15 protein-coding genes and 1 pseudogene are annotated in these 22,691 nt (G+C 75.0%); 12 read left to right on the forward strand and 4 right to left on the reverse strand.

The window, feature by feature from the left end:
* The first annotated feature begins 201 nt into the window (after positions 1–201).
* Positions 202–1,554, forward strand: coding sequence for a TerD family protein (locus AB0O01_RS31920; protein ID WP_365318952.1), 1,353 nt, complete (start codon positions 202–204; stop codon positions 1,552–1,554).
* A 12-nt stretch (positions 1,555–1,566) separates the two neighbouring features.
* On the opposite strand, the gene AB0O01_RS31925 is transcribed toward AB0O01_RS31920, so the two are convergent.
* Complete coding sequence (locus AB0O01_RS31925; protein ID WP_365318877.1) at positions 1,567–2,760, reverse strand: glycosyltransferase; 1,194 nt, start codon at positions 2,758–2,760, stop codon at positions 1,567–1,569.
* Positions 2,761–2,799: 39 nt separating this feature from the next.
* On the opposite strand from AB0O01_RS31925, the gene AB0O01_RS31930 reads away from it, so the two are divergent.
* Together AB0O01_RS31930 and AB0O01_RS31935 are read left to right on the forward strand one after the other, a co-directional pair.
* Positions 2,800–3,618, forward strand: coding sequence for an aspartate/glutamate racemase family protein (locus AB0O01_RS31930; RefSeq protein WP_365318878.1), 819 nt, complete (start codon positions 2,800–2,802; stop codon positions 3,616–3,618).
* Between the two features lie 218 nt (positions 3,619–3,836).
* Positions 3,837–4,382: a hypothetical protein gene (locus AB0O01_RS31935; RefSeq protein WP_365318880.1), complete on the forward strand. Its 546-nt coding sequence runs from the start codon at positions 3,837–3,839 to the stop codon at positions 4,380–4,382.
* A 239-nt stretch (positions 4,383–4,621) separates the two neighbouring features.
* Here AB0O01_RS31935 and AB0O01_RS31940 read toward each other — a convergent pair whose 3' ends face one another.
* On the reverse strand, positions 4,622–5,647 hold the full coding sequence (locus tag AB0O01_RS31940; RefSeq protein WP_365318954.1) for an O-antigen ligase family protein: 1,026 nt from the start codon (positions 5,645–5,647) through the stop codon (positions 4,622–4,624).
* Between the two features lie 417 nt (positions 5,648–6,064).
* Between AB0O01_RS31940 and lnt the strand changes: the two genes are divergently transcribed.
* The 7 genes and pseudogenes from lnt to AB0O01_RS31975 all read left to right on the forward strand — a co-directional run bounded on the left by lnt (position 6,065) and on the right by AB0O01_RS31975 (position 13,258).
* Positions 6,065–7,672, forward strand: a complete 1,608-nt coding sequence (lnt, locus tag AB0O01_RS31945) for an apolipoprotein N-acyltransferase (RefSeq protein WP_365318881.1) — start codon at positions 6,065–6,067, stop codon at positions 7,670–7,672.
* A 68-nt stretch (positions 7,673–7,740) separates the two neighbouring features.
* Positions 7,741–8,220 carry an NUDIX domain-containing protein gene (locus AB0O01_RS31950; RefSeq protein ID WP_365318883.1) on the forward strand — a complete coding sequence of 160 codons (480 nt, stop codon included), beginning with the start codon at positions 7,741–7,743 and terminating at the stop codon, positions 8,218–8,220.
* Positions 8,221–8,274: 54 nt separating this feature from the next.
* Entirely contained in the window at positions 8,275–9,093 is an 819-nt protein-coding gene (locus AB0O01_RS31955) for a 3-hydroxybutyrate dehydrogenase (protein ID WP_365318885.1), read from the forward strand.
* A 99-nt stretch (positions 9,094–9,192) separates the two neighbouring features.
* Complete coding sequence (locus AB0O01_RS31960) at positions 9,193–11,130, forward strand: GAF domain-containing protein (RefSeq protein ID WP_365318887.1); 1,938 nt, start codon at positions 9,193–9,195, stop codon at positions 11,128–11,130.
* Between the two features lie 133 nt (positions 11,131–11,263).
* Entirely contained in the window at positions 11,264–11,707 is a 444-nt protein-coding gene (locus AB0O01_RS31965; protein WP_365318888.1) for a hypothetical protein, read from the forward strand.
* A pseudogene (locus tag AB0O01_RS31970) lies at positions 11,708–12,121 on the forward strand (hypothetical protein); the annotation flags it as partial.
* Between the two features lie 219 nt (positions 12,122–12,340).
* Complete coding sequence (locus AB0O01_RS31975; protein ID WP_365318890.1) at positions 12,341–13,258, forward strand: CHRD domain-containing protein; 918 nt, start codon at positions 12,341–12,343, stop codon at positions 13,256–13,258.
* A 70-nt stretch (positions 13,259–13,328) separates the two neighbouring features.
* Here the strand turns inward: AB0O01_RS31975 and AB0O01_RS31980 are convergent, their stop codons facing one another.
* Together AB0O01_RS31980 and AB0O01_RS31985 are read right to left on the reverse strand one after the other, a co-directional pair.
* Positions 13,329–14,273, reverse strand: coding sequence for an SCO0930 family lipoprotein (locus tag AB0O01_RS31980; protein ID WP_365318955.1), 945 nt, complete (start codon positions 14,271–14,273; stop codon positions 13,329–13,331).
* A 328-nt stretch (positions 14,274–14,601) separates the two neighbouring features.
* Positions 14,602–16,323, reverse strand: coding sequence for a hypothetical protein (locus AB0O01_RS31985; RefSeq protein ID WP_365318892.1), 1,722 nt, complete (start codon positions 16,321–16,323; stop codon positions 14,602–14,604).
* A gap of 328 nt (positions 16,324–16,651) precedes the next feature.
* On the opposite strand from AB0O01_RS31985, the gene AB0O01_RS31990 reads away from it, so the two are divergent.
* The gene (locus tag AB0O01_RS31990; protein ID WP_365318893.1) at positions 16,652–22,240 is read left to right on the forward strand and encodes a hypothetical protein; all 5,589 of its coding nucleotides are present in this window, start codon (positions 16,652–16,654) and stop codon (positions 22,238–22,240) included.
* A gap of 90 nt (positions 22,241–22,330) precedes the next feature.
* Positions 22,331–22,630 carry a TIGR04197 family type VII secretion effector gene (locus AB0O01_RS31995; protein WP_365318894.1) on the forward strand — a complete coding sequence of 100 codons (300 nt, stop codon included), beginning with the start codon at positions 22,331–22,333 and terminating at the stop codon, positions 22,628–22,630.
* Positions 22,631–22,691 lie beyond the last annotated feature (61 nt).

Here is a 22,691-nt window from a genome sequence, read left to right on the forward strand (position 1 = left end):
AAAAAGGGCAGCGGTGCGCGTTCGAATCGTGTAAAGGCTCAGTTCCCGGCCGGTTACCGGCGGTTGACCACCGCTGTTCATGTCCGCCCCGTGGGCGTCCCGCCGCCCCGGGGAATAGGTTGGTCGCACGGAAACCGGCGACATCCAGCGACGTCCGGAGCGCCGCGCGGCGCCACGCACAAGAGGGGGGCGGACATGTCAATGCCGAAAGGGTCGAACGTTCCGGTGCCGACGGCGGTACTGCGGATCGACGTGGGGTGGCGGGCCGGTGCCGGGGTGCCCGACGCGGATGCCTCGGCGCTGCTGCTGGTGGGCGGCAAGGTCCGCTCGGACGCCGACTTCGTCTTCTACAACCAGGCCGCGCACGCCTCGGGCGCCGTCCGCCACGAGGGCAAGCGCACCGCCGGGGGCCGGGTCACCGACACCCTGACCGTGGACCTCACGCGCGTGGAGCCCGCCGTGGAGACCGTGGTCCTCGCCGCCTCCGCCGATGGCGGCACCTTCGGCCAGGTCCCCGACCTCGCCGTGGAGGTCCGCGAGAGCGGCCAGGATGCCGTCGTCGCCCGTTTCGACAGCACCGGCGCCACCGTCGAGACCGCCTTCGTGCTCGGCGAGTTCTACCGCCGCCAGGGCGCCTGGAAGTTCCGCGCCGTCGGCCAGGGCTACGACCGCGGGCTGGAGGGCCTCGCCACGGACTTCGGCATCACGGTCGACGAACCCCAGCAGCAGGCCGCCCCGCCGCCCCCCGCGCGCCCGCAGTCCGCGGCCCCCACCCGCTCCCTGACCCCACCGCCGCCTGCCCGCTCCCTGACCCCGCCGCCCCCCACCGGGTCCGTCACCCCGCCGCAGCCCGGCCGGTCCCTGACCCCGCCGCAACCCGCCGTGCCGCCCGCCCCGGCGGCGTCCGCGCGGCCCGTGAGCCTCAGCAAGGTCACCCTCACCAAGTCCGCCCCCACCGTCTCCCTCAGCAAGCAGGGCGGCACCTCGGGCGCGCTGCGGGTCAACCTCAACTGGGAGGTCCGCAAGCAGTTCAAGGGCTGGGGCGGCAAACTCGGCCGCGCCGTCGCCCTGCACAACGACCTCGACCTCGACCTGTGCGCCCTGTTCGAACTCTCCGACGGCACCAAGGGCGTCGTCCAGTCCCTCGGCAACGCCTACGGGGCGCTGGACCGGCCGCCGTTCATCCACCTCGACGGCGACGACCGCACCGGCGCGGTCTCCGGCGGCGAGAACCTCACCGTCAACCTCGACTTCCAGCAGTATCTCCGCCGCATCCTCGTCTTCGTCACCATCTACGAGGGCGCCCGCTCCTTCGCCGATCTGCACGCCACGGTCACCCTGACCCCGCAGTTCGGCGCGCCGATCGACTTCTCGCTGGACGAGTGCACGGTCCCGTCCACGGTGTGCGCGCTCGCCCTGATCAGCAGCGACGGCGGCGATCTCGTCGTCCGGCGCGAGGCCCGCTACCTGGTGCCCGAGCGCGGTGTCAGCCCCCAGCGGACCGTCGACCACGCCTACGGCTGGGGCATGAACTGGACGCCCGGCCGCAAGTAGCCGCTCCGGCGCTCAGCCCTCCTCGGGGACGGCGTCCGGGCGCGCGTAGGTACGGCCCTTCCAGGCCGCGCCGCGCCCCCGGTAGTGCTGCACCGCCGAGTCCACCGTCATCAGCAGATAAAGCAAGGCGGTGAACGGCAGCAGGGGTGCCTGCCACAGGGGCTGCGCGTAGTAGCGGAGCATCGGGACGTACGTCCCGGTCATCACCAGCCAGGCCGCGCCGCCCAGCAGCGCGGTCGCGGTGGCGCCGGTGGCCGCGCCCGCGAGGGCGGCGACCGGCGGCACCAGATAGACGAGGGCGAGTCCGGCGACCGTGCCCGCCAGCAGCGTCGGCCGGTGGCGCAGTTGGGCGTAGGCGCTGCGCGACACCATGCGCCACAGATCGCCCAGTCGGGGGTACGGCCGGACACTGTCCACCCGGTCGGCCAGCCCCAGCCAGACCCGCCCGCCGCCGCGCCGCACCGCGCGGGCGAGCGCCACATCGTCGATCACCGCCTGGCGGATGGAGTCCGGCACCCGCGCGCGGTGCGCCGCCGCCGCGCTCAGCAGGACACAGCCCCCCGCCGCCGCCGTCGTCCGCGCGCCCTTGCGGCCGATCCACCGGAACGGATAGAGCTGCGCGAAGAAGTAGACGAAGGCGGGCACCACCAGCCGCTCCCAGCCGCTGGCCACCCGCAGCCGGGCCATCTGCGACACCAGGTCGTAGCCCCCACCGTGGGCCGCTGCCACCAGCTCCCGCAGACTGTCCGGCGCATGGGCGATGTCCGCGTCGGTCAGCAGCAGGAACGCGGGCCCCCGCGCGCGGGCCAGTGCCATGCCGTGGCGCACCGCCCACAGCTTGCCCGTCCAGCCCGCGGGCGGCTCGCCCGGCACGTCCACGGTCAGCGCCAGTCCGCCCCGCTCCGCGGCGAGTTCCCGGGCCAGTTCCCCGGTGCCGTCCCTGCTGCCGTCGTCCACCAGGATCACCTCGGCCCGCCCCGGGTACTCCTGCGCCAGCAGCGAGGGCAGGCTCAGCGGCAGCACCTCCGCCTCGTCCCGCGCCGGGACCACGACACACACGTACGGCCACGTCTCCGGGTCCCGGCGGGGCGGCAGCCGGACGTCGGTGCGCCAGAAGAAGCCCTGGCACAGCAGCAGCCACAGCCAGGCGGCGAGTGATCCGGCGGCGATCCAGGCGAAGGCGGTCACCCGCGCAGTCTGCCCCACGGCACCGGCCCGACACGGCCCATCGTCTATCGTGGCCGGGTGAAGATCGCGCTCATGGACTCCGGCATCGGCCTGCTGGCGGCGACCGCCGCGGTACGACGCCTCCGCCCCGACGCGGATCTCGTGCTCTCCCTCGACCCCGACGGCATGCCCTGGGGCCCGCGCACCCCCGAGGACCTCACCCGGCGCGCCGTGGACGTCGCCCGCGCCGCCGCCGCGCACCGCCCCGAGGCGCTGATCGTCGGCTGCAACACCGCGACCGTGCACGCCCTGGACACCCTGCGGGACCTCCTGGAGCCCGCGCTGCCGGTGATCGGCACGGTCCCCGCGATCAAGCCCGCCGCCGCCGGTGGCACCCCCGTCGCCATCTGGGCCACCCCCGCCACCACCGGCAGCCCCTACCAGCGCGGGCTGATCGGCGACTTCGCCGACGGGGTCACCGTCACCGAGGTGCCCTGCCGGGGGCTGGCCGAGGCGGTCGAGCACGCCGACGAGGCCGCCATCGACGCCGCGATCGGCGCCGCCGCCGCCCTCACCCCGCCCGGGGCGGGCACCGTCGTCCTCGGCTGCACCCACTACGAACTCGTCGCCGAGCGGATCCGCGGGGCCCTGCGCCGCCCCGGTGCCCCGCCCGTGGCCCTGCACGGCTCCGCCGGGGCGGTGGCCGCCCAAGCGCTGCGCCGGATCGGTGCCGCCCCCGCCCCCGACGCGGCCCCCACCGGCTCCCTGACCGTCCTCCTCAGCGGCCGGGCGGGCACCCTCCCCCAGGCGGCCCTCGCCTACGCGGAGGGACGGCTCCTCGGGGTGGCGGGCACGCCGACGCGGCTGCCGCAGAGCGCGCACACAGGGGCCCGGTAACGCGGAAGGGGCGCTCATAGGGGCCCGGTAACCCCGAGAGGGCGCCCATAGGTGCCCGGTAACGCCGAAAGGGCCGCCCCCCATAGAGCCCGGTACCGGGCGGGGCCCCCGCGGGACCCGGGTGGGCCCCTCGCGCGGAACTTCCGTGGACTCCGTCCGGAGCATTCGCACGGTGCGCGCCGGTACCCGCGCAGGGGAATCTGAGTAGTCTCGAAGGCATGAGGGACGACCCCCAGGACGCGCGTGAAGCGCACCCCGACGTCTGGACCGGCCGTGCCACCAACCGTGTGCAGTGGCTGCTGGCGCTGGTCGGCGCCGCCTGTGTGGCGCTCGGTGTCCAACTCGCCGTCGACTCGGCCTGGACGTCCGGCTCCGCGCCCCTGGTGATGTCCGTGGTCGGCTGCATCGCGGCCGGTCTGCTGGTCCTCTTCGGCACCCTGGCCTTCGTCAGTGTGGCCCTGAGGGTCGACCAGGACTCCCTGGAGGTGCGCTGCGGCCACATCGGCGTGCCGCGCCGCCGTATCCCGCTCTCCCATGTCGTCGGCGCCGACTTCGTCGAGCACGTCACCCCGCGCCACTGGGGCGGCTGGGGCTACCGCTGGCGGCCCGACAAGGGCACGGCCGTCGTCGTGCGCCAGGGCGAGGGCCTGGTCCTGCGGCTGTGGGACGGGCACACCTTCACCATCACCGTGGACGACGCGGAGGCGGCCGTCCGGGTGATCCGCGACCGGCTGCGCGCGGGCACCCCGGACACGGCTCATTGATCGCGGGTCGTTGATCGCGGCTCCTGAACGCGGGTCGCTGAACGCGGTTCACTGCCCTCGACTCACTGAACGTGGGTCGTTGATCGCGGTTCACTGCCCTCGGCTCACTGACCTGGCTCACTGACCTGGCTCACCCGTACCGCCCACCGGCTCGGCTCACCGACCCGGTCCACTGATCCCGGCCCACCGACCAGGGCCCTCTGACCCTGTTCCGCTGACCCCAGCCCACCGACCCCGGCTCACCCGTACGGCCCACCCGGAGCGCCCCGGTTCCCCCGCCGCCCCCCGCTGCCCCCGCCGTCCGCCGTGCCGGGCGGCTCCGGTAGCGGGCGGGCGGTCGCCAGGCCCGCCAGCAGGCCCGCCCCCACGGTCACGGCGGTGAAGCTCAGCGCGTTGCCCACGGCCGCGACCGCCGCGACCGCCGTCAGCGCGGCCCCCGCCGTGAGCGCCACCGGAGTGGGCCGGGCCGTCCGCCACAGGGCCAGCAGCACCCAGCCGAAGGCCGCCCCCAGCAGCGCCACCCCGATCACCCCCTGCTCCGCCGCCTGCTGGAGCAGCGCCGAGTGCGCCTTGCCGTCGGCGGCCAGGGGCGTGTCGGGGGCCGGACCCAGCTCACCGAACCGGCCCGGTCCCACGCCCAGCAGCGGTTCCCCCTCCACCAGCCGCAGCGCCTCCCGCCACAGCTCCACGCGGTACGCGGTGAGCGGGCCCTCCAGGGACAGGGCGAGCCCGTCCGGCAGCACCCGCGCCGCCACCGCCCAGGTCGTCGCCGTGACTCCGGCCGCCGCCAGCGCCAGCCCCGCGACGCCGGGGCCGCGCCGCCGCATCCGGCCCGCCGCGAGCGACGCCAGCAGCACGACGGCACAGGCGACCGCGCCGGTGACCGAACCCAGCGCCGCCGCCGTGACCGCCGCGCCGAGGGCCAGCAGCCGCAGCAGCAGCCGGGCGGCGGGCGCGGACGCCTCCCAGGCGGCGCAGCAGGCCGCGCCGGCGGCCAGGGTGAGCAGGGCCGCCGTCGCGCCGAGGTGGCCCAGCGGCGGTCCCGGCCGCGGTCCCGGCGCGAGCTGCGGCAGGGTCACCGGGAGCGCGATCCCGGCCAGCGCCGCCGCACCCGGGGCGGCCACCGGCAGCAGCGCCCCGCCGATCCGGCCCGCGGCATGCCCGGCGGTGACCGCCAGCACCGCCAGCAGCGCCCCCTCGGGCCGCCCTCCCTGGACGGCGGCGGTGATCAGCGACCAGAGCGCGCAGCCGCCCAGGACGGCCATTCCGGCCGCGTCGGAGACACCGTGTCCGTCGTCCTCCGCCGCCGTGCCGATCGCGGACACGCTTCTCGTGGATCCCACCCGTCCCCCCGGACCCTCTCCCCGGCCCCGGCCGCCCGCGCCGGATCACGGCCGCGCGCCCCGGGGCTCCGGCACACCGTAACGGCTGACCGGCGCTTTGTGGATGAGCGGTGACGAACTATGCGGAAAGTGTGTACGCCGCTGTTTCTCCTGCTCCCTCTCCAGCTCCCCGCTCCTTCTCCGGCGGAGGGCGCCGTCGCTGCTCCCGCGTCCGGACGCCCGCCGGTTCGGCGCCGCTGCCCGGGGAAGCCCCTCCGTGCCCACTCCGGCCGGTCCGACCCGGTCCCGCGCCCCGGACCGTCCTGTCGGGCGCCCAGGAAGCCGCCGTACACTCCCCGGGTGACCGTCACCGCGCCCCCCTCCGGCGAATCGGACCAGGCCGAACCGCAGCCCGCGCCCGTCGTGCGCCACCGGCTCGCGCGTCTGGTGCCGCCCGCCGTCGCGGCCCTCTCCGGAGTGCTGCTCTATGTCAGCTTCCCGCCCCGCACCCTGTGGTGGCTGGCGCTGCCGGCCTTCGCGGGCTTCGGCTGGGTGCTGCGCGGACGCGGCTGGAAGGCGGGCCTAGGCCTCGGCTACCTCTTCGGCCTCGGCTTCCTGCTGCCCCTGCTGGTGTGGACGGGTGTGGAGGTCGGCCCCGGCCCCTGGCTGGCCCTGGTCGCGATCGAGGCGCTCTTCGTCGCGCTGGTCGGCGCGGGCGTCGCCGGGGTGTCCCGGCTGCCCGGCTGGCCGGTGTGGGCCGCCGCCGTGTGGATCGCCGGGGAGGCGGCCCGCGCGCGGGTCCCCTTCAGCGGCTTCCCCTGGGGCAAGATCGCCTTCGGCCAGGCCGACGGGGTGTTCCTGCCGCTCGCCGCGGTCGGCGGCACCCCGGTCCTCGGCTTCGCCGTCGTCCTGGCCGGTTTCGGCCTCCACGACGTCCTGCGTGTCGCCCTCGAAACCCGCCGTACGCGCGTGGTGCGCCGGGGAACGGCCGCGGTGGCCCTGCTCGGTGTCGCCGTCCCGGTGCTGGGCGCGGTCGCCGCCCGGCCCCTGGTCAGCGACGACGCCGAGGACGGCACCGCGACCGTCGCCGTGGTCCAGGGCAACGTCCCGCGCGCGGGGCTCGATTTCAACGCCCAGCGCCGCGCGGTGCTCGACTACCACGCCCGGGAGACCGAGCGCCTCGCCGCCCGGGTGGCGGCCGGGGAGGTCCCGCAGCCCGACTTCGTGCTCTGGCCCGAGAACTCCTCCGACATCGACCCCTTCGCCAACGACGACGCCCGCGCGGTGATCGACCGGGCCGCTCAGGCGATCGGGGTGCCCATCTCGGTCGGCGGGGTCGTCCGGCGCGACGGCAGGCTCCTCAACGAGCAGATCCTGTGGGACCCGGAGCGGGGCCCCGTCGACACCTACGACAAACGGCAGATCCAGCCGTTCGGCGAGTATCTGCCGCTGCGGTCGCTGATCGGCGCCCTCAACAGCGAGTGGACCAGCATGGTCGCCCAGGACTTCAGCCGGGGCAGCGAACCCGGGGTGTTCAGCATGGCCGGCACCACCGTGGGCCTGGTCACCTGCTACGAGGCCGCGTTCGACTGGGCGGTGCGCTCCGAGGTCCTCGACGGCGCCCAGATGGTCTCCGTGCCCAGCAACAACGCCACCTTCGACCGCAGTGAGATGACCTACCAGCAGCTCGCCATGTCCCGGGTCCGCGCGGTCGAGCACAGCCGGACCGTCACCGTCCCGGTCACCAGCGGGGTCAGCGCGATCATCCTGCCCGACGGCACCATCACCCAGCGGACCGGCATGTTCGTCGCCGACACCCTGGTCCAGGAGGTGCCCCTGCGGTCCTCCCGGACGCCCGCCACCACGCTCGGCGTGCTGCCCGAGATCGCGCTGCTGCTGGTCGCCGCGGGCGGCCTCGGCTGGGCGATCACCTCGGGCGTGCGCGGGCGGCGCGCGGGTGGCGCGTAGCCGTACGACCGCCGTACGCCCCTTGAACCGGACGGGACCGGGCGAACCGGGCCGCTAGGGTCGGGGCCATGGCTACCCCTGACTTCATCACCACCCTGCGCGAGTCCGCCGGTCATCAGCTTCTCTGGCTCCCCGGGGTCACCGCCGTCGTCTTCGACGACGCGGGCAGAGTGCTGCTGAACCGGCGCTCGGACAACCGCATGTGGTCGCTGATCGGCGGCATCCCGGACCCGGGCGAGCAGCCCGCGGCCTGCGCGGTCCGCGAGGTGGAGGAGGAGACCGCGGTGCGCTGCGTCGCCGAGCGGGTGGTCGTCGTCCAGGCCCTGTCACCGGTGCGGTACGACAACGGGGACGTCTGCCAGTACATGGACATCACGTTCCACTGCCGCGCGGTGGGCGGCGAGGCCCGGGTGAACGACGACGAGTCGCTGGACGTCGGCTGGTTCGCGGTGGACTCGCTGCCGGACCTCAATGAGTTCGGGGTGCTGCGGATCAAGCAGGCCATGGCCGAGGCGCCCACATGGTTCGACCCCATGACTTCCCTGTGAGGTGTGGACGCTGACCCCATGGGAGCGGGGGTGAGTGCGCCCTAGGGTCGGATCATGACCCCACCCGGCGCCACCCCCGCCCCCCGTTCTCGCTCCCATCCCGACTCCACCCCGCCCGACCTGCGCGGCCGGACCGCCCTGGTCACCGGTGCCGCCGGTGGGATCGGCCGCGCCTGCGCGCTGCGGCTGGCCGCCGCCGGTGCGGAGGTGAGGGCCGTCGACCGGGACGCGGCCGGGCTCGACGCCCTCACCGCCACGGCCGCCGCACTGCCGGGCCCGGTCGCACCCCAGGTCCTTGACCTCACCGACCTCGACGCCGCCGAGCGGGCCGCCGAGGGCACCGACATCCTCGTCAACAACGCCGGACTCCAACTGGTCCGGCCCATCGAGGACTTCCCCCCGGACGTCTTCCACACGGTGCTCACCGTGATGCTGGAGGCGCCCTTCCGCCTCATCCGCGGCGCCCTGCCCCACATGTACGGCCAGGGCTGGGGCCGCATCGTCAACATCTCCTCCGTCCACGGACTGCGCGCCTCCCCCTACAAATCCGCGTACGTCGCCGCCAAGCACGGACTGGAGGGACTGTCCAAGACGGCGGCCCTGGAGGGCGCACCCCACGGTGTCACCTCGAACTGTGTGAACCCCGGCTATGTCCGCACCCCCCTGGTCGAGAAACAGCTCGCGGACCAGGCCGAGCTGCACGGCATCCCCGTGGAGCGGGTCCTCACCGAGGTGCTGCTCCGCGACAGCGCGGTGAAACGGCTGATCGAACCGGACGAGGTCGCCGAGGCCGTGGCCCATCTGTGCGGGCCGTGGGCGTCCTCCATCACCGGCACCTCCCAGGTGGTCGACGGCGGCTGGACCGCGCACTGACCTGCGCACACCCCGGTTGTCCACAGGCCGGGCGGCGGGGTCGCGCGGAGTTTTCCACAGGGCTGACGGGCCGCGCGGCGGATGGGTCATCCTGGGCACATGCACCGCGATCACCCGCAGTCCGCCGAGCGCACCGCCGCCGCAGCACCGGTGGGCGGCGCCGAGGCGCCGTTCCTGGACCTGCTGGCCCGTGGCGCCCCCGCCGACGCCTACGAGCAGCCCCTGCTGCTGGCCCGCGCCGAGGGCCGCCCGCCCGAGCAACTGGCCGCGCTGGAGACCGCCAGACGGCGCGCCCTGCGCGTCCGCACCGAGCTGGAGGGCCGCAGGCGCCGCGAGGCCGAGCTGTCCGCCCTCTTCGAGACCGCCCACGACCTCGCGGGGCCGCGCGATCTGGACGCCGTCCTGCGGGCCATCGTGCAGCGCGCCCGCTCCCTGCTCGGCACCGATGTCGCCTACCTCAGCCTCCACGACCCCGAGCGCGGCGACACCTATATGCGGGTCACCGAGGGCTCCGTCGCGGCCCGCTTCCAGCAACTGCGGCTGGGGATGGGCGAGGGGCTCGGCGGCCTGGTCGCCCAGACCGCCCGGCCCTATGTCACCGACGACTACTTCCACGACGACCGCTTCCGCCACACCACCGCCATCGACACGGGGGTCCACGACGAGGGCCTGGTGGCCATCCTCGGCGTCCCCCTCACCCTCGGGCCGCAGGTCATCGGCGTGCTGTTCGCCGCCGACCGCCGCGCCCGGGTCTTCGAACGGGAGCAGATCGCCCTCCTCGGCTCCTTCGCCGCGCTCGCCGCCGCCGCCATCGACACCGCCCATCTGCTCACCGAGACCCGCTCCGCCCTCGCCGGACTGGAGCGGGCCAACGAGATCATCCGCGACCGCAGCGCCGTCATCGAACGCGCCTCCGAGGTGCACGACCGGCTCGCCGAGCTGGTCCTGCGCGGCGGCGGGGTGCACGACGTGGCCGCCGCCGTCTCCGAGGTCCTCCAGGGCACCGTCCGCTTCGCCGAGGCCGACGCGACCCCCGCCGCACCCCTGGAGACCTCCCGCGCGCAGGGCCACGCCGTCCGCCACCGGGACGAGTGGATCGCCGCCGTCGCCGCCGGTGACGAACTGCTCGGCGCCCTCGTGCTGCGCGGCCACCCCGCACTCGACCCGGTCGACCAGCGCACCCTGGAGCGCGCCGCCATGGTCACCTCCCTGCTGCTCCTCGCCCGCCGCTCCGCCGCCGAGGCCGAACAGCGCGTCCGCGGCGAACTCCTCGACGACCTCCTCGACGCCCGGGACCGCGACGCCCGGCTGCTGCGCGAGCGCGCCGCCCGGCTGCGCGCCGACCTCGACGCCACCCATGTCGTCCTCGCCGCCCGGCTCGACGGCACGGGCGGCGACGCCGACGAGGAGGCCGCCGCCCGCCGCAGGCTCTGGTCCGCCGCCTCCCATCTGGCCGCCACCCGGCAGGGCCTCGCCGCCGCCCGCGACGGAGGCACGGTCCTGCTGCTCCCCCTGCCCGACGGCGACACCGCCACCGGGGTCGCCCGCCGCGCCGCCCGACGGCTGGGCACCGCCGTCCGCGAGGCCGTCACGGTGGGGGCCTCCGCCCCCGTCCGGGACCTCGCCGCCCACCCCGACACGGTCGCCGCCGCCTACGCCGAGAGCCGCCGCTGCCTGGAGACCCTGCGCCTGCTCGGCCGGACCGGCGACGGAGCCGCCGCCGAGGACTTCGGCTTCCTCGGACTGCTGCTGGCGGGCGACCGCGACATCGCCGGTTTCGTCGGCCGCACCATCGGCCCCGTGGTGACCTACGACGACCGCAGAGGCACCGACCTGCTGGCCACCCTCGACGCCTACTTCGCCGCCGCGATGAGCCCGGCCCGCACCAAGGACGCCCTCCACGTCCATGTCAACACCGTCTCCCAGCGCCTGGAACGCGTCGGCCGCCTCCTGGGCGAGGACTGGCAGAGCCCGGCACGCGTACTGGAGATCCAACTGGCGCTGAGACTCCATCGGTTGGCGGTGCCCGGAGCCTGAGGGGGCGGAGATCCGTCGGACACACCCTCCCCGCGAGGGCGCCGGGTCGGTCCGCCGACCCGGCGGGCGGACTCGGTCGCGGTGCCGCCACCGGGACACCGCCGCTCAGGGCGGGGGAGTACGGTGGGGCGCCATGGGAGACCGGGGAGCGCCGGGCGAGGCCGACGAGAGCGATCTGCCGGAAGTGGCGGACCTGCGGGCGGCGTTGAGGGGCCTGGGCGTCCCGGAGCCCGACATCGAGGTGCGCTGGGACGGCTCCGCTCTCGCGTTCTGGAGCGGCGAGGTGCGCGGCAACGGGGTCAACGTCGTCGTGGACGGCATGGGATCCCGCAGGGACCGGGTCCGCGTCCTGCTGGACGACTTCACCTTCGAAGAGGTGCGGAAACGGCATCTCGGCGCCTTCCTGCGCGCGGTCTTCACCGGGGACGCGCGTATCGTGCGGACGCGTCTGCTGTGGTCGCGGGGGCTCGTCCTGGCCGTCGGCATCGGCTCGGAGACCTACCACGCGGACGTCATCGGTGACTCCCCGGACGATCTGGGCGCCTGGGCAAGGCCGTTGCTCGGGCCCAGAGGCTGAAACGAGGACGCGGGCGCCTGGAAGACCGCCGCCGGCGTCTTCTTCGTCGGTGACGCCTATGACATCGACGATGTCGGTGTCCCGTTGCAGATCAAGCGGGCCACGAGGGTGACAGTGAACGTGTCGCCGGAGCCGGTCGCGAAGGGCAGGACGATCACCGTGACCGGCCGGGTCACCCGGGCCAACTGGGACACCCACACATACCAGGGGTACGGGGGCCGCACGGTGAGCCTCCAGTTCAAGGCCGCGGGCACGTCCTCGTACAAGACCGTCAAGAAGGTGACGTCGAGCGGTTCGGGGGCGCTGAAGACCACGGTGAAGGCCACCGGGTCGGGGTCCTGGCGCTGGAACTACGGGGGGAACTCGACCTCCGGGGCGAAGGCGTCGAGCGGGGACCATGTCGTGGTGAAGTAGGGGCGGGATCGATCCCCTCGATCGGGCGGTCGGGGCGTTCCCCGTGGGACCCCCTTCCGCCTCCCCGTTGAACCCCTTCCTGCTTCCCCGGTGAACCACCTTCCGCTTCCCCGGTGAACCCCCTTCCCGTTGAACCCCTCCCCCCAGCCGCGCGTGCTCCGTGTGCCCGGACCCGGGTTGTCGTACCCCACCCGACCGTTCACCGTGAGGACAGCAATCATGCGCAGGCTTCTCATCCGTGCCGAAGCCGTACTGCTCACCGCCGCCCTGGCCGCGTGCGGGGCGCCGACCGGGGGGACCGGTCCGCCGGGCGGCGCGCAGGGCGGCGGTCGGGGCACCGGGCTGCCGGAGGCCCTCGGCAGCGCCTCGCCCGGTGCCGAGCCCGGCGGTCCCGGCACGTCCCTGCTGGCCCGGCTCGGTGCGGGCGCGGGGGGCGCGCGTGCCGCCGTCCTCGCCAAGGTCACCGGGCGGCGCGTCACCTTCTCCCTGAGCTGGAGCGGCATGGACGCCCCGGGCGCGGCCCGGATCGAGCGCACCGAGGGCGGCACCGGCACGGCCGTCCCGCTCTTCGGGTCACCCCTGCCCGACAGTGCCCGTGCCGCCGCCGGGCAGCTCACCCTCGACGACCCCGCCCTCGCCGAGGACCTGCGGGGCCGCCCCGCCGACTTCACCGTCGTCCTCACCGCCGCCGGGGCCCCGGGCGGCACCCTCAGCGGACCCGTCACCCTCTCCGACACCCCCGTCGACCCGCTCGGCGTCATCCCCGGCGGCACCCTCAGCGCCCTCGCCGACGGCGGGCAGGAGGCCGATCTCGGCACCGCCGGCGACCCCGACGCCGTCACCCATGTCTCCCTCGACCCCGACGGGACGGCCCTCGGCTACTCCCTCGCCTGGGTCAATCTGCGCCCGCCGATCCGCGCCCAGGTCCAGCGCGGCGAACTCGGCGAGGACGGTGAGGTCGCCGTCCCGCTGTTCACCTCCCCACTGCCCGGCACGATCATCGCCCTGTCCGGCAGCGCCCCCGTCACCGACCCGGCCACCCTGCGCCGACTGGCCGCCGAGCCGGGCGGGTTCTACGTCAGCCTGCACACCGACGACTTCCCCGAGGGCGCCGTACGCGGGCAGGTCTTCCGCTGACGAAGGGCGGTTCCCCCCGGGGGAACCGCCCTTCCGTTGTCCGCTCGCTGAACAGCCGCGCGCCGCCGCGCTACTTGACCAGCCCGCCGTCCGCCCGGACCGCGAACCAGGTGCCGCCGACCCCCTGCCCCGCCGTGTCGCCGGGCTTCTTGTCCCCGGTGAACCAGTACAGCGGCCAGCAGTCGAGGGTGAGCTGGGAGGTGCCGTCCGGCCGCTCGAACGCGATGACCTTCTCCGGGTCGATGCCCTCGATCCGCCCCAGCTCGGCCTTGTCCAGCATGGCGGCGGGCTTCCACTTCTCCAGGCAGGCACCCGTGCACGCCGACTTCATGGGCCAGGCGCTGTCCTTGGTGAAGCGGTACAGGGTCCGCCCCTCGCCGTCCCGGACGATCTCGCCCAGTTCGGCGTCCTTCCGCACCGACAGCGGCGGCAGATCCTCCTTCCCGTCGTCCTTCCCCGTGTCCACGAGCTGCGCCTTCCCGCCGTCCGGGCCCGCCGCGAACCAGGTGCCGCCCACCCCCTGCCCCTTGGTCTGCTTCGGCCGGGTGTCCTTCGCGAACCGGTACAGCGGCCAGCCGTCCAGGGTGAGTTGCCGGGAGCCGTCCGCGCGGGTCACCTCGCCCACCAGGTCCGCGTCCATCCCCGCCGCCGCCTCGACGTCCGCCGCGGGCACCGGGGGCCAGGCCGTCGCGCAGTCGCCGTCGCAGTTCGACCGGGGCGGGGAGGCGGTGTCATTGTCGAAGCGGTACAGCGTGAAGCCCGCGCTGTCCGTGACCACCGGCCCCAGCTTCTCGCTCTCCCACACACTCAGCCTGCCCGCCGTACTGGGCCGGGCACCCGTGTCCGGGCTGCCACTCGCGTCCGGGCTCCCACCCGTCCCGGCCGCCACGACCGGCGACTGCCCCGCACCCTGCGGGGACGCGCCGCCGCTCTGCTCGCCACCGCAGGCGGTCAGCAGCACCAGCGCCGCCGCCGTACCGGTCGCCGTCCACACCGCGCTCCGCCAGTTCCGCATGACTGTCCTCATCTCTGAAAGTCTCCTGGGGTCTCTTGTGGCCTTTTGGGGCCTCTTGGGCTTCTTCTCGGTCGGGGATCCGCGGCCCCCTGCCGCTGTGCGCGGCCCCGGGGCCTCCGGGGTGCCGTCCCGGCGGCCGGGGAGGAGGCCGCCGGCCGCCGGGACGGGGCCGAGGTGGGTACCGGGACGGGGCCGAGGCGGGTGCCGTCGTCGTCCGCGCCCGCCGGGTCCGTGGCCGGTCCTGCCCTCAACACGGACCTCCGCGCGGGCCGGTTCACCGGCTCGTGGCAACTGCCCGAAGGGGAAGGGGAGTTGAGTGCACGTCTCGTCACACCCGGTCGGCCGTGAGTGCCGGTGCCGTCGGTACCGTCACCCGCAGGCCCAGGACGCCCAGATCTACCGTGCCCTCCGGTTCGGCGTGCCAGCGCCAGTGCGCGCCCGGGACGTCGCCGACCGACAGCACACTCCAGCCGCCCTCCGGCGCGGCGAGTCCGGCGAGGGCGCGGGCCTCGGCGGAGTCCCGGGGCGGGCGCATCATCAGCAGGAAGCCGGTGATCCGGTCCGGGCGCGCGGGCGCGCGGACGAGTCCGAGGCCCAGTGCCTCGGCCGCCTCGAAGACCCGCGCGGGCGCCCGGTCCTCCACCTCGGCCAGGGAACGGACCCGGACCAGGCCGTGCAGTCCCGGCAGACTGTCGGGGTCCGGGTCCACCGCCACCACCACCGTGTTCTGCCAGGGCAGTTCCAGCAGTCCGTGCGCGAGCGCGGTCAGGGTGTCCCGGGCCACCCGCAGATCGCCCCGGACGCTGAGGGCACCGTTGAGCTGCCCCAGCCCCACCATCACCTGCGCGTCCCGGGCGTCCACCCCGACCCGCGCCAGATGGGGGAGCGTCAGCCGCCGTGCCTCCGCGGGGTCCGAATCGCCGGGTGCCGGTTCCGGCCGGTACTCGGCCACCGCGCCCCGCACCTCCAGAGCGGTGGCCCGCGTCGCCGACCCGCCGGGGCCCTCCCGGCGCGGCTCGCAGCCCGGCGCGGACGGCAGGCCCGTGCGCCGCCAGTCGTGCGGGGCGTGGGCCGTCCACGGGGCCGGTGCCCGGGTCCCGCCCGACACCGACGCCAGCAGTCCCTCGCCGTCCGCGCGCACCGAGTACACCCGCATCGGCGCCTCGGGCCCGCCCGCGCGGACCAGTTCGTCCAGCGCGGACCGCACTATGACGGGCGTCCGGGTGTCCGCCGCGAGCCGCCGCGCCAGCCGGGACCGGCGTCGCCGCCGCAGTGCCACCGCCAGCGGGCGCGGCAGCCTCGGCCGCAGCACCCGCGCCCCCCGGGCGGCAGCCCGCCCCAGCGCACGGAGCCAGCGGGTCAGGGGGCGACGCGCCAGCACCGCCACGGTCAGCGCCGCGACCCCGGCCACCCCGCCCGCCACCAGCCCGACCGGCACCTTCCCGCCCCCGCCGAACGGCCCACCGGAACGGTTCGCCGAGGGCGGCTGCGCAGCCGCCGACGACCGCTGTCCCGCGCCCGGCGCCTCCTCGGGGAGCTCCCCGAACTGCACCCCGGGGCCCTCCGCGTCGGTCGGCAGCCGCAGCGCGAACCCCGGCACCAACTGCTCCGCGCTGACGAAGACATCACCGCCCGGCAGCACCCGGCCCGTGTTCAGCACCAGGATCTCCTGGAAGCGGTCCGGGTCGCCGAGCACCCGCCCCGCGATGTCCTGGAGGCCGTCCACCTTCCCGCCGTTCTCCTCCGGCGCCCTGACCACATAGAACTTGGTCAGCTCCGCCGTCCGCAGCACACCGCCCGCCCGTTCCGGCGCGGCACCGGCACCGGCGGCGGCGGCCCGCTCCACCGGCAGCAGCAGCACGGCGGCGGCCAGCAGCGCCGCCCCGCACCGGGCCGCCGCCGGCCCCTTCCCACTCCGGGCCGCCGCTCCCGGTCTCGTCCCACCCCGGGCCGCTCCTCCCAGCTTCGTCCCGCTCCGGGCCGCCGCTCCCGGCCCCTTCCCGCCCCGGGCCGCCGCTCCCGGCCCCGTCCCACCCCGCGTCTGTGTCACGGGCGTCCGTCTCGGATCGTCGCGCATGCGTCCTGTGCCTCCTCCGCACGTCGTCCGCGCGGCGGGCCGGTTCCGTGCGGCCGTGTGCCGGGGGATTCCGCAGGGCCGCACGCTCGCGCGGTCCGCACCGGCCCGCCGCGCCCGCGCGCCGTCGGCGCGCGTCGGGGACCACACGGAACGGACCGCCGCAACGGTTCAACCCCGGGTCACCCGGAACGGACCGTCGAAACGGTTCAACCCCGGCTCACCCGGTGCCCGGCTGAACCGGATGACGGTGCCCGTACGTGCCTGGCGCGGTGAGCAGATCGGACACCGGGAGGCCGTACAGATGCCGCGACGACACACCACGGGCTGGGAGATCCTGGGCTTCGGGGAGGACCCCGCCCCCGGCGACCCGGACGGCATCCTGACGCTGTCCGGGACCTACCGGCACATCGGCGAACAGGCCGCGGAAGGGCTCGACCTGCTGCGCGGGGACGGCGCCGTCGCCCGGGGCACCGGCCAGTCCATGACCGCCCTCAAGGAACGGGTGGGCGAGGTCCCGGTGATGCTCGGGCATGTCCAGGTCTCCTTCACCATGGCCGCCGACGCCTACAACCATTACGCCCGGGAACTGGAGCGGGCCCAGTCCATGCTGGACGAGGCCATCGACCGGGGGCTTGCGGTGGAGGCGCAGGCGAGGACCCAGGTCGCGGCGCTTCCGGCGGAGGCCACCCCGGAGCAGGTCACCGCCCACGACGAGGAGCGGGCCCGCGTCGACGCCGCCCAGCAGGAACTGGCGGCGGCGACCCGGCTCGCGCAGGACGCCCGGGACGTACGCGAGAGCGCCTCCACCCACGCGTCGGGGGTCCTGCTGGACGCCGCCGAGGCGGCCATTCCGGCGCGGGACGTGCTGGCACAGCTCGGTGAGTTCCTGACCGACAATCCGCTGATCGAGATCATCGCCGGGATCGTCGTCGGCATCATCGCGGTGTTCATCCCGGCGCTGGGGCTGCTGCTGGGCGCGGTGCTGCTCGCGGTGAGCCTGATCCGGATGCTGGGCACCGGGAAGATCGACATCGGGGAACTCCTCATCGGTGTCTTCACGCTGCTGCCGGGTGCCGCGTTCCTGGGCGCGCTGGGCAAGCTGGGGGCCGGTGCCGCCAAACTGGCCTCGGCCGCCGCGTTCCTGTCCAAGCTGGGCAAGGGAAATGGGCTGATCGGCAAGGCCGTCGCGCTGATCCTCCAGGGCAGTACGGCGTTCCGGACGTTCTTCGCGCCGCTCGGCAAGGGCATCGCGGGGCTGAAGGTCAGTCCGCTGGGCGCCGCCTCCGTCAAGATCGCCATCGAGACGGCCACCGAGTTCACCCTGGGGTTCCTGGCCGCAGGCATCACCGCCGCGATCGAGAAGAAGCCCTTCGATGTGAAGGGGGCCGCGATCGGCGGGGCCATCGGCGGCGCGATCGGCGGCGGCATCGCCGGGTTCGGCAGCACCACCCTGGCCAACAACATCAAGAACGCCTTCACCGTCGACGGCAAGTTCAAGAGCAACATCGACAAGGTGTTCTCCAAGGGCAGCTTCGGCTTCGCCCCGGACGGCTCCTTCGGGCTGACCAACCTCTTCTTCGTCAACGGCCCCGGCCTGCCCCAGAAGGTCTCCTTCCACGGCCTGGGAAGCACCACGACCGCCACCCCCGGAACCGGAGCGGTGAGCACCGTGGTGACGACCCCGGACGGGCTGACGACGGAGACGAAGACCGACCCGGGGGCGGCCAAACCGCCCGCGGACCCGGCGCAGGCCCCGCCGGTCGTCACCACCACGACCACCACCACCCCGGACGGCTTCACCTCCGAGACCACGGGCGGGACCAACACCATCACCTCCCCGCGCGGCGACACGGTCGTCTCGGACGGTACGACGACCACGGTCACCACCCCGGTCGGCGTCGGACACGACCTGAGCACCACCCTCACCCCGGACGGCGGCTTCACCACATCCGGTCCGTTCGGGGAGATCACCGCGGCGGGTGACTCGGCCGTCATCACCGGCCCGCGCCCCGCGCCGCCGGAGCCGGTGGTGGGCGGTGGGGACACGCTCCCCCCGGCTCCCGACCCCGTCCCCGGTGCCCTGCCCGTCCCCGATGCCCCGCCGCCCGTCCCCGATGCCCCGCCCGCGCAGCCGGACGGCACCCCTGCCCCCGATCCCGGTACTGATCCCGGTACCGGTCCCGGACCCGGTCCCATCAGGTTCACCCTCGAAGGCAACGGCGTCACGACCGGCGACGGCGGGCTCAGCGCCGCCGGGGACGGGGAGTCCAACACCGTCACCACCGACACCGTCGTCGTCAGCAACGGCAATGGTGTGACCACCCTGTTCGATCCGCAGCGGGGCGGGACGGACGGCCCGCCGCTGGCCGGTCACGACCCGGCGACCGGCACCATCACCCTCGACCCGGGCCCCGGCCACACCCTGAGCGCCGACGCCCACACCCCCGGCCGGGTCACCTTCGACGGCAATCGGATCGACGTCGACGGCAAGGGCACCGTCACCTTCACCGACGGCGGCAACGGCCAGCAGGTGACCCTCCCGCCGACCCCCGCGGCCCCCGGCGCCCTGCCGCCCCCCGCCCCGGGGGCCGAACCGCCGGTCGTCGCCACCGTCGTGGACACCACGACCACCACCGTCCTCACCAGCGACGGCACCGCCCAGGTGAGCACCCCGGGCGGGCCGTCGGTCACCCTGGACGGCACCGGGTTCACCGTGGACACCGGGACCGCCCACCCGACCACCGTCCAGTTCGACGGCGCCGCCACCACCCTGACCGTCACCCCCGGCACCGCGACCCCCGTCACCGTCGACCCCACGGGCGCGGTCACCGTCTCCGGCATCACCGCGACCGGCGACGGCACCGGCACCCTCACCGGCCCGGCCGGGGCCGTCGGCTTCGGCCCGGACGGCCAGGTGGTGCGCCCCGGACCCGGCGCCGGACCCCCCGTCACCCTCGGCGCGGACGGCACCTTCGACACCGGGGACATCCGCCGGGCCGGCGACGGCACGGTCACCGCCGGTCCTCCGGCCGACCCGGTCGTCGTGCACGCCCCGGGGCCGGACGGGAGCACGGTGCTGACGCAGGACGGGGTGGACATCACCGTCCCTCAGAGCGGGCCGCTGACCGTGCAGAACCACGAGAACCAGGACGTCCCCCATCCGGCCCAGCCGACCGCCGGTCACCCGGTGGCCTTCGGGCCGGTCGGCGTCGGGGTGGGTGCGGACGGCGGCAACACCATCACCGTCACCGGCCAGCACACCACCGTCACCCTGGGCCCGGCCGGGACGACCCTCGTCAACGGCCCCTTCACCAGCACCCAGACCCCGGCCGGGGTCACCACCACCGTCACCGGGCCCGGCGGGGGCACCGTCACCACCGTCCCGCAGGGCGGCACCACCGCCGTCCAGGGGCCCAACCAGACCGCCACCGGACCGGGCGCACCCACCACGGTCACCCCCATCGGCACCCAGGCCGGGAACCCGGCCCTGACCGTCACCCCGCCCGGCGCGGGCACCCCCGCCACCGTCACCACCTCGGACGGCACCACCTCCACCCTGTCCGGGACGGGCGCCCGGACCGCTGTGGGCGGCACCCCGGCCGCGTCCGCCACCGCCGAGGGCGGCGACCTCACCAGTCAGGCCCCCGCCGGACCGAACACCACGGCCGTGCACACCCCGGACGGCACCGTCGTCCACGGCAACGACGGGAACTTCGGGGTCGGCCAGGAGGGGAGTGTGCAGAGCAACGACGCCGTCATCGCGCCCGGCACGATCCCCGGCGGCATCCCGGCCGCCGTCCTCACCCCCGGCACCGGGGAGCCGACCTCCGTCGCGCCCAAGGGGGTGCTCGCCCCCGATGTCGTGGTGAGCACCCCCGGCGACGGGGCGGCCGTGTTCGTGCCCAAGGTGGACGAGGGGGTCACCCCCACCGCCGTGCAGTCCGCGCCGGACGGCACCCTGACCGTGCAGGGCCCCGGCGGCAACGCCGCCACCGTCGGCCCGCTCGGTCACCCCGACGGCGGCGGCACCACCTCCGGCCCCGCCACCGTCACCAACGGCGGGGGCGGCACCCTCACCACCGACGGCGACACCACCACCTTCGCCGATCGCGGCACCGTCACCACCTTCACCACCGGCCCGGACGGCACCACCACCACGACCGTCCACCGCCCCACCGGCATCACCCACACCGTGACCGGGGGCGGCGCGAGCACGGTCACCGTGACCAACCTGCCGCACGGCGCCCCCCTCACCGCCGACCACACCGGCGGCCGGGTCATCACCCCGCCGCACACCGGCCCCCTCGGCTTCCCCACCCTGACCGGCGGCGGCAACACCCTCACCAACGGCGCGGACGGCATCACCGTCACCACCCCCGGCAGCGACCCCGTCGCCGACCCCGGCTCCACCGTCACCCACCACCCCGGCCCCCGGGGCGGCCCGGACGGTGTCGTCGACGTCCGGCACGGCCCCGCCACCGGCACCTTCGCCCCCGGCGGACCCGTGGGACTCGGGCCGTCCGGGAACACCGTGGGCGGACAGACCGTCGACACCGGCGGCAACCCGGTCGGCACCGCCCCCGGCGACACCCAGGTCAGCACGGTCACCGGCGACGGCAAGGGCGCGATCACCGTCCCGGCGTTCGGCGGCGCCGGGAGCATCGGCCACAGCAACGCCTTCGGCGGGCCCTCCACCGTCGACACCGGGGACATCACCATCGGCAAGACCCAGGACCCCCACGCCGAGAGCGCCCTGACGCCGGGCCAGAAATCCACCGTCCTGGACGGCCCCGCCCACCCCGGCAACCGGGACGCGCCCAAGGTGCCCCCGGTGTTCACGGTGGGCCCCACCCACAACCCCGGCGGCGCGCCGACCGTACAGCTCCCCGTGGGTGGCGGCGGGGCCACGACCACCGCGGACGGCATCGTGGTCAAGGCCAACGGCGACGGCTCCTTCGAGCTGTCGGTGCCCGGCTCCACCGACCCCGGGGACACGGTCACCGTCCAGCAGGACGGCACCCTCACCGGCCCCGGTGTCGTCCGGCCGGAGGGCCCCGCCGGACCCGAGGGACGGCCCCTGCCGCAGAGCAACCCGTTCAGCAACGGCGGCGCGGTCACCTCCGGCAGCCCACCCGCCGCCACCCTGACCGGCGGCGCCCCGGGCGGTGTCACCGTCGACCCCGGCACCCCCGCCGCCTTCACCCCGCCGCCGGGCGGCAACGGCACCACCGTCGCCTTCGGCAACAACAGCGGCACCGCCACCGTCACCGACCCGGGCAACGGGGTCACCGTCACCCACACCCCGGACGGCGGCGCCGTCTTCCAGAGCGTCAACGACCGGCAGACCACGACCCTCACCGTCGGCGGCGACGGCGTACAGGGCACCGTGACCACCCAGGGACCCAACGGCGGCACCTTCACCGTGGCGGTCGGCGACAGCGGCGCCATCAAGGTCACGGACGGCACCGGCACCACCGTCGCACTCGACCCCGGCGGCTCCTTCAACGAACAGCACGCGCCGTCCCACGCCTACGACGCCCACACCAACGGTCCGCTGCCGCCCAGCGCGTGGCGGGAGTACGCCTACGAGGCCGTGACGAGCCTCCTCAAGAACACCGTCGGAAACATGTTCACGGTCCTCTACCAGGTCGAACAGCAGAACATGAACGCCCCGGACGCCCTGGAGAACGCCCTCGTCCGCATGTTCAACGGCCTCGGTACGGGCCTGTACGGCAAGAAGCTGGAGAACCAGTACGGCTTCAAGACGAACGGCCTGGAGACCCCGCTCGCCGCCATCCCCACCAAGGTCCTCGGCGCCCTCAACAACAACGCCGACACGGCGAATCTCAACCCGTCGCCACCCCCGGCACCCCCGTCACCGCCGGAGTGAACCGCTTCTCCGGCACCCACGTGTACCTGGTGCGCACGCGCGCGCCCCTCACCCACCGACCGCCACCACCTCGCACGGAGGAGATCCCCCATGGCCCAGTACTTCGTCGACGACCTGATCACCGCGCAGACCTCGCTGAAGAACATGAACCAGTACCAGCAGGCCCTGGCCCTGCTGGAGGAGATCAACCGCGAACTGGACAACCTGGTCGCCACCGGCTACCGCACCGAGACCTCGGAGCAGAAGTTCATCCCCTTCTACCAGCAGTTCAACAAGAGCTGCGAGCAGACCATGGAGGGCCTGCGGGGCATCGCCCAGTACGTCAAGGGCGTCGGTGACGGCTTCGGCGAACTCGACCGCACGATGGGCAACAACCTCACCGCGGGGTAGCCCCCGCACCTTGTACGTCTCCCGGGGGGCGGCACCTCCCCCGCCGCTCCCTGGGAGACCA

This window comes from Streptomyces sp. NPDC093252, from assembly GCF_040683675.1.
Classification (GTDB): Bacteria; Actinomycetota; Actinomycetes; order Streptomycetales; family Streptomycetaceae; genus Streptomyces.

Coding starts and splice junctions, on each gene's coding strand:
- AB0O01_RS31990 (WP_365318893.1), top strand. CDS start 16,652: ATGCCGCGACGACACACCACGGGCTGGGAGATCCTGGGCTTCGGGGAG.
- AB0O01_RS31995 (WP_365318894.1), top strand. CDS start 22,331: ATGGCCCAGTACTTCGTCGACGACCTGATCACCGCGCAGACCTCGCTG.
- AB0O01_RS31965 (WP_365318888.1), top strand. CDS start 11,264: ATGGGAGACCGGGGAGCGCCGGGCGAGGCCGACGAGAGCGATCTGCCG.
- AB0O01_RS31950 (WP_365318883.1), top strand. CDS start 7,741: ATGGCTACCCCTGACTTCATCACCACCCTGCGCGAGTCCGCCGGTCAT.
- AB0O01_RS31920 (WP_365318952.1), top strand. CDS start 202: ATGCCGAAAGGGTCGAACGTTCCGGTGCCGACGGCGGTACTGCGGATC.
- AB0O01_RS31940 (WP_365318954.1), bottom strand. CDS start 5,647: ATGGCCGTCCTGGGCGGCTGCGCGCTCTGGTCGCTGATCACCGCCGCC.
- AB0O01_RS31980 (WP_365318955.1), bottom strand. CDS start 14,273: ATGCGGAACTGGCGGAGCGCGGTGTGGACGGCGACCGGTACGGCGGCG.
- AB0O01_RS31960 (WP_365318887.1), top strand. CDS start 9,193: ATGCACCGCGATCACCCGCAGTCCGCCGAGCGCACCGCCGCCGCAGCA.
- AB0O01_RS31935 (WP_365318880.1), top strand. CDS start 3,837: ATGAGGGACGACCCCCAGGACGCGCGTGAAGCGCACCCCGACGTCTGG.
- AB0O01_RS31975 (WP_365318890.1), top strand. CDS start 12,341: ATGCGCAGGCTTCTCATCCGTGCCGAAGCCGTACTGCTCACCGCCGCC.
- AB0O01_RS31955 (WP_365318885.1), top strand. CDS start 8,275: ATGACCCCACCCGGCGCCACCCCCGCCCCCCGTTCTCGCTCCCATCCC.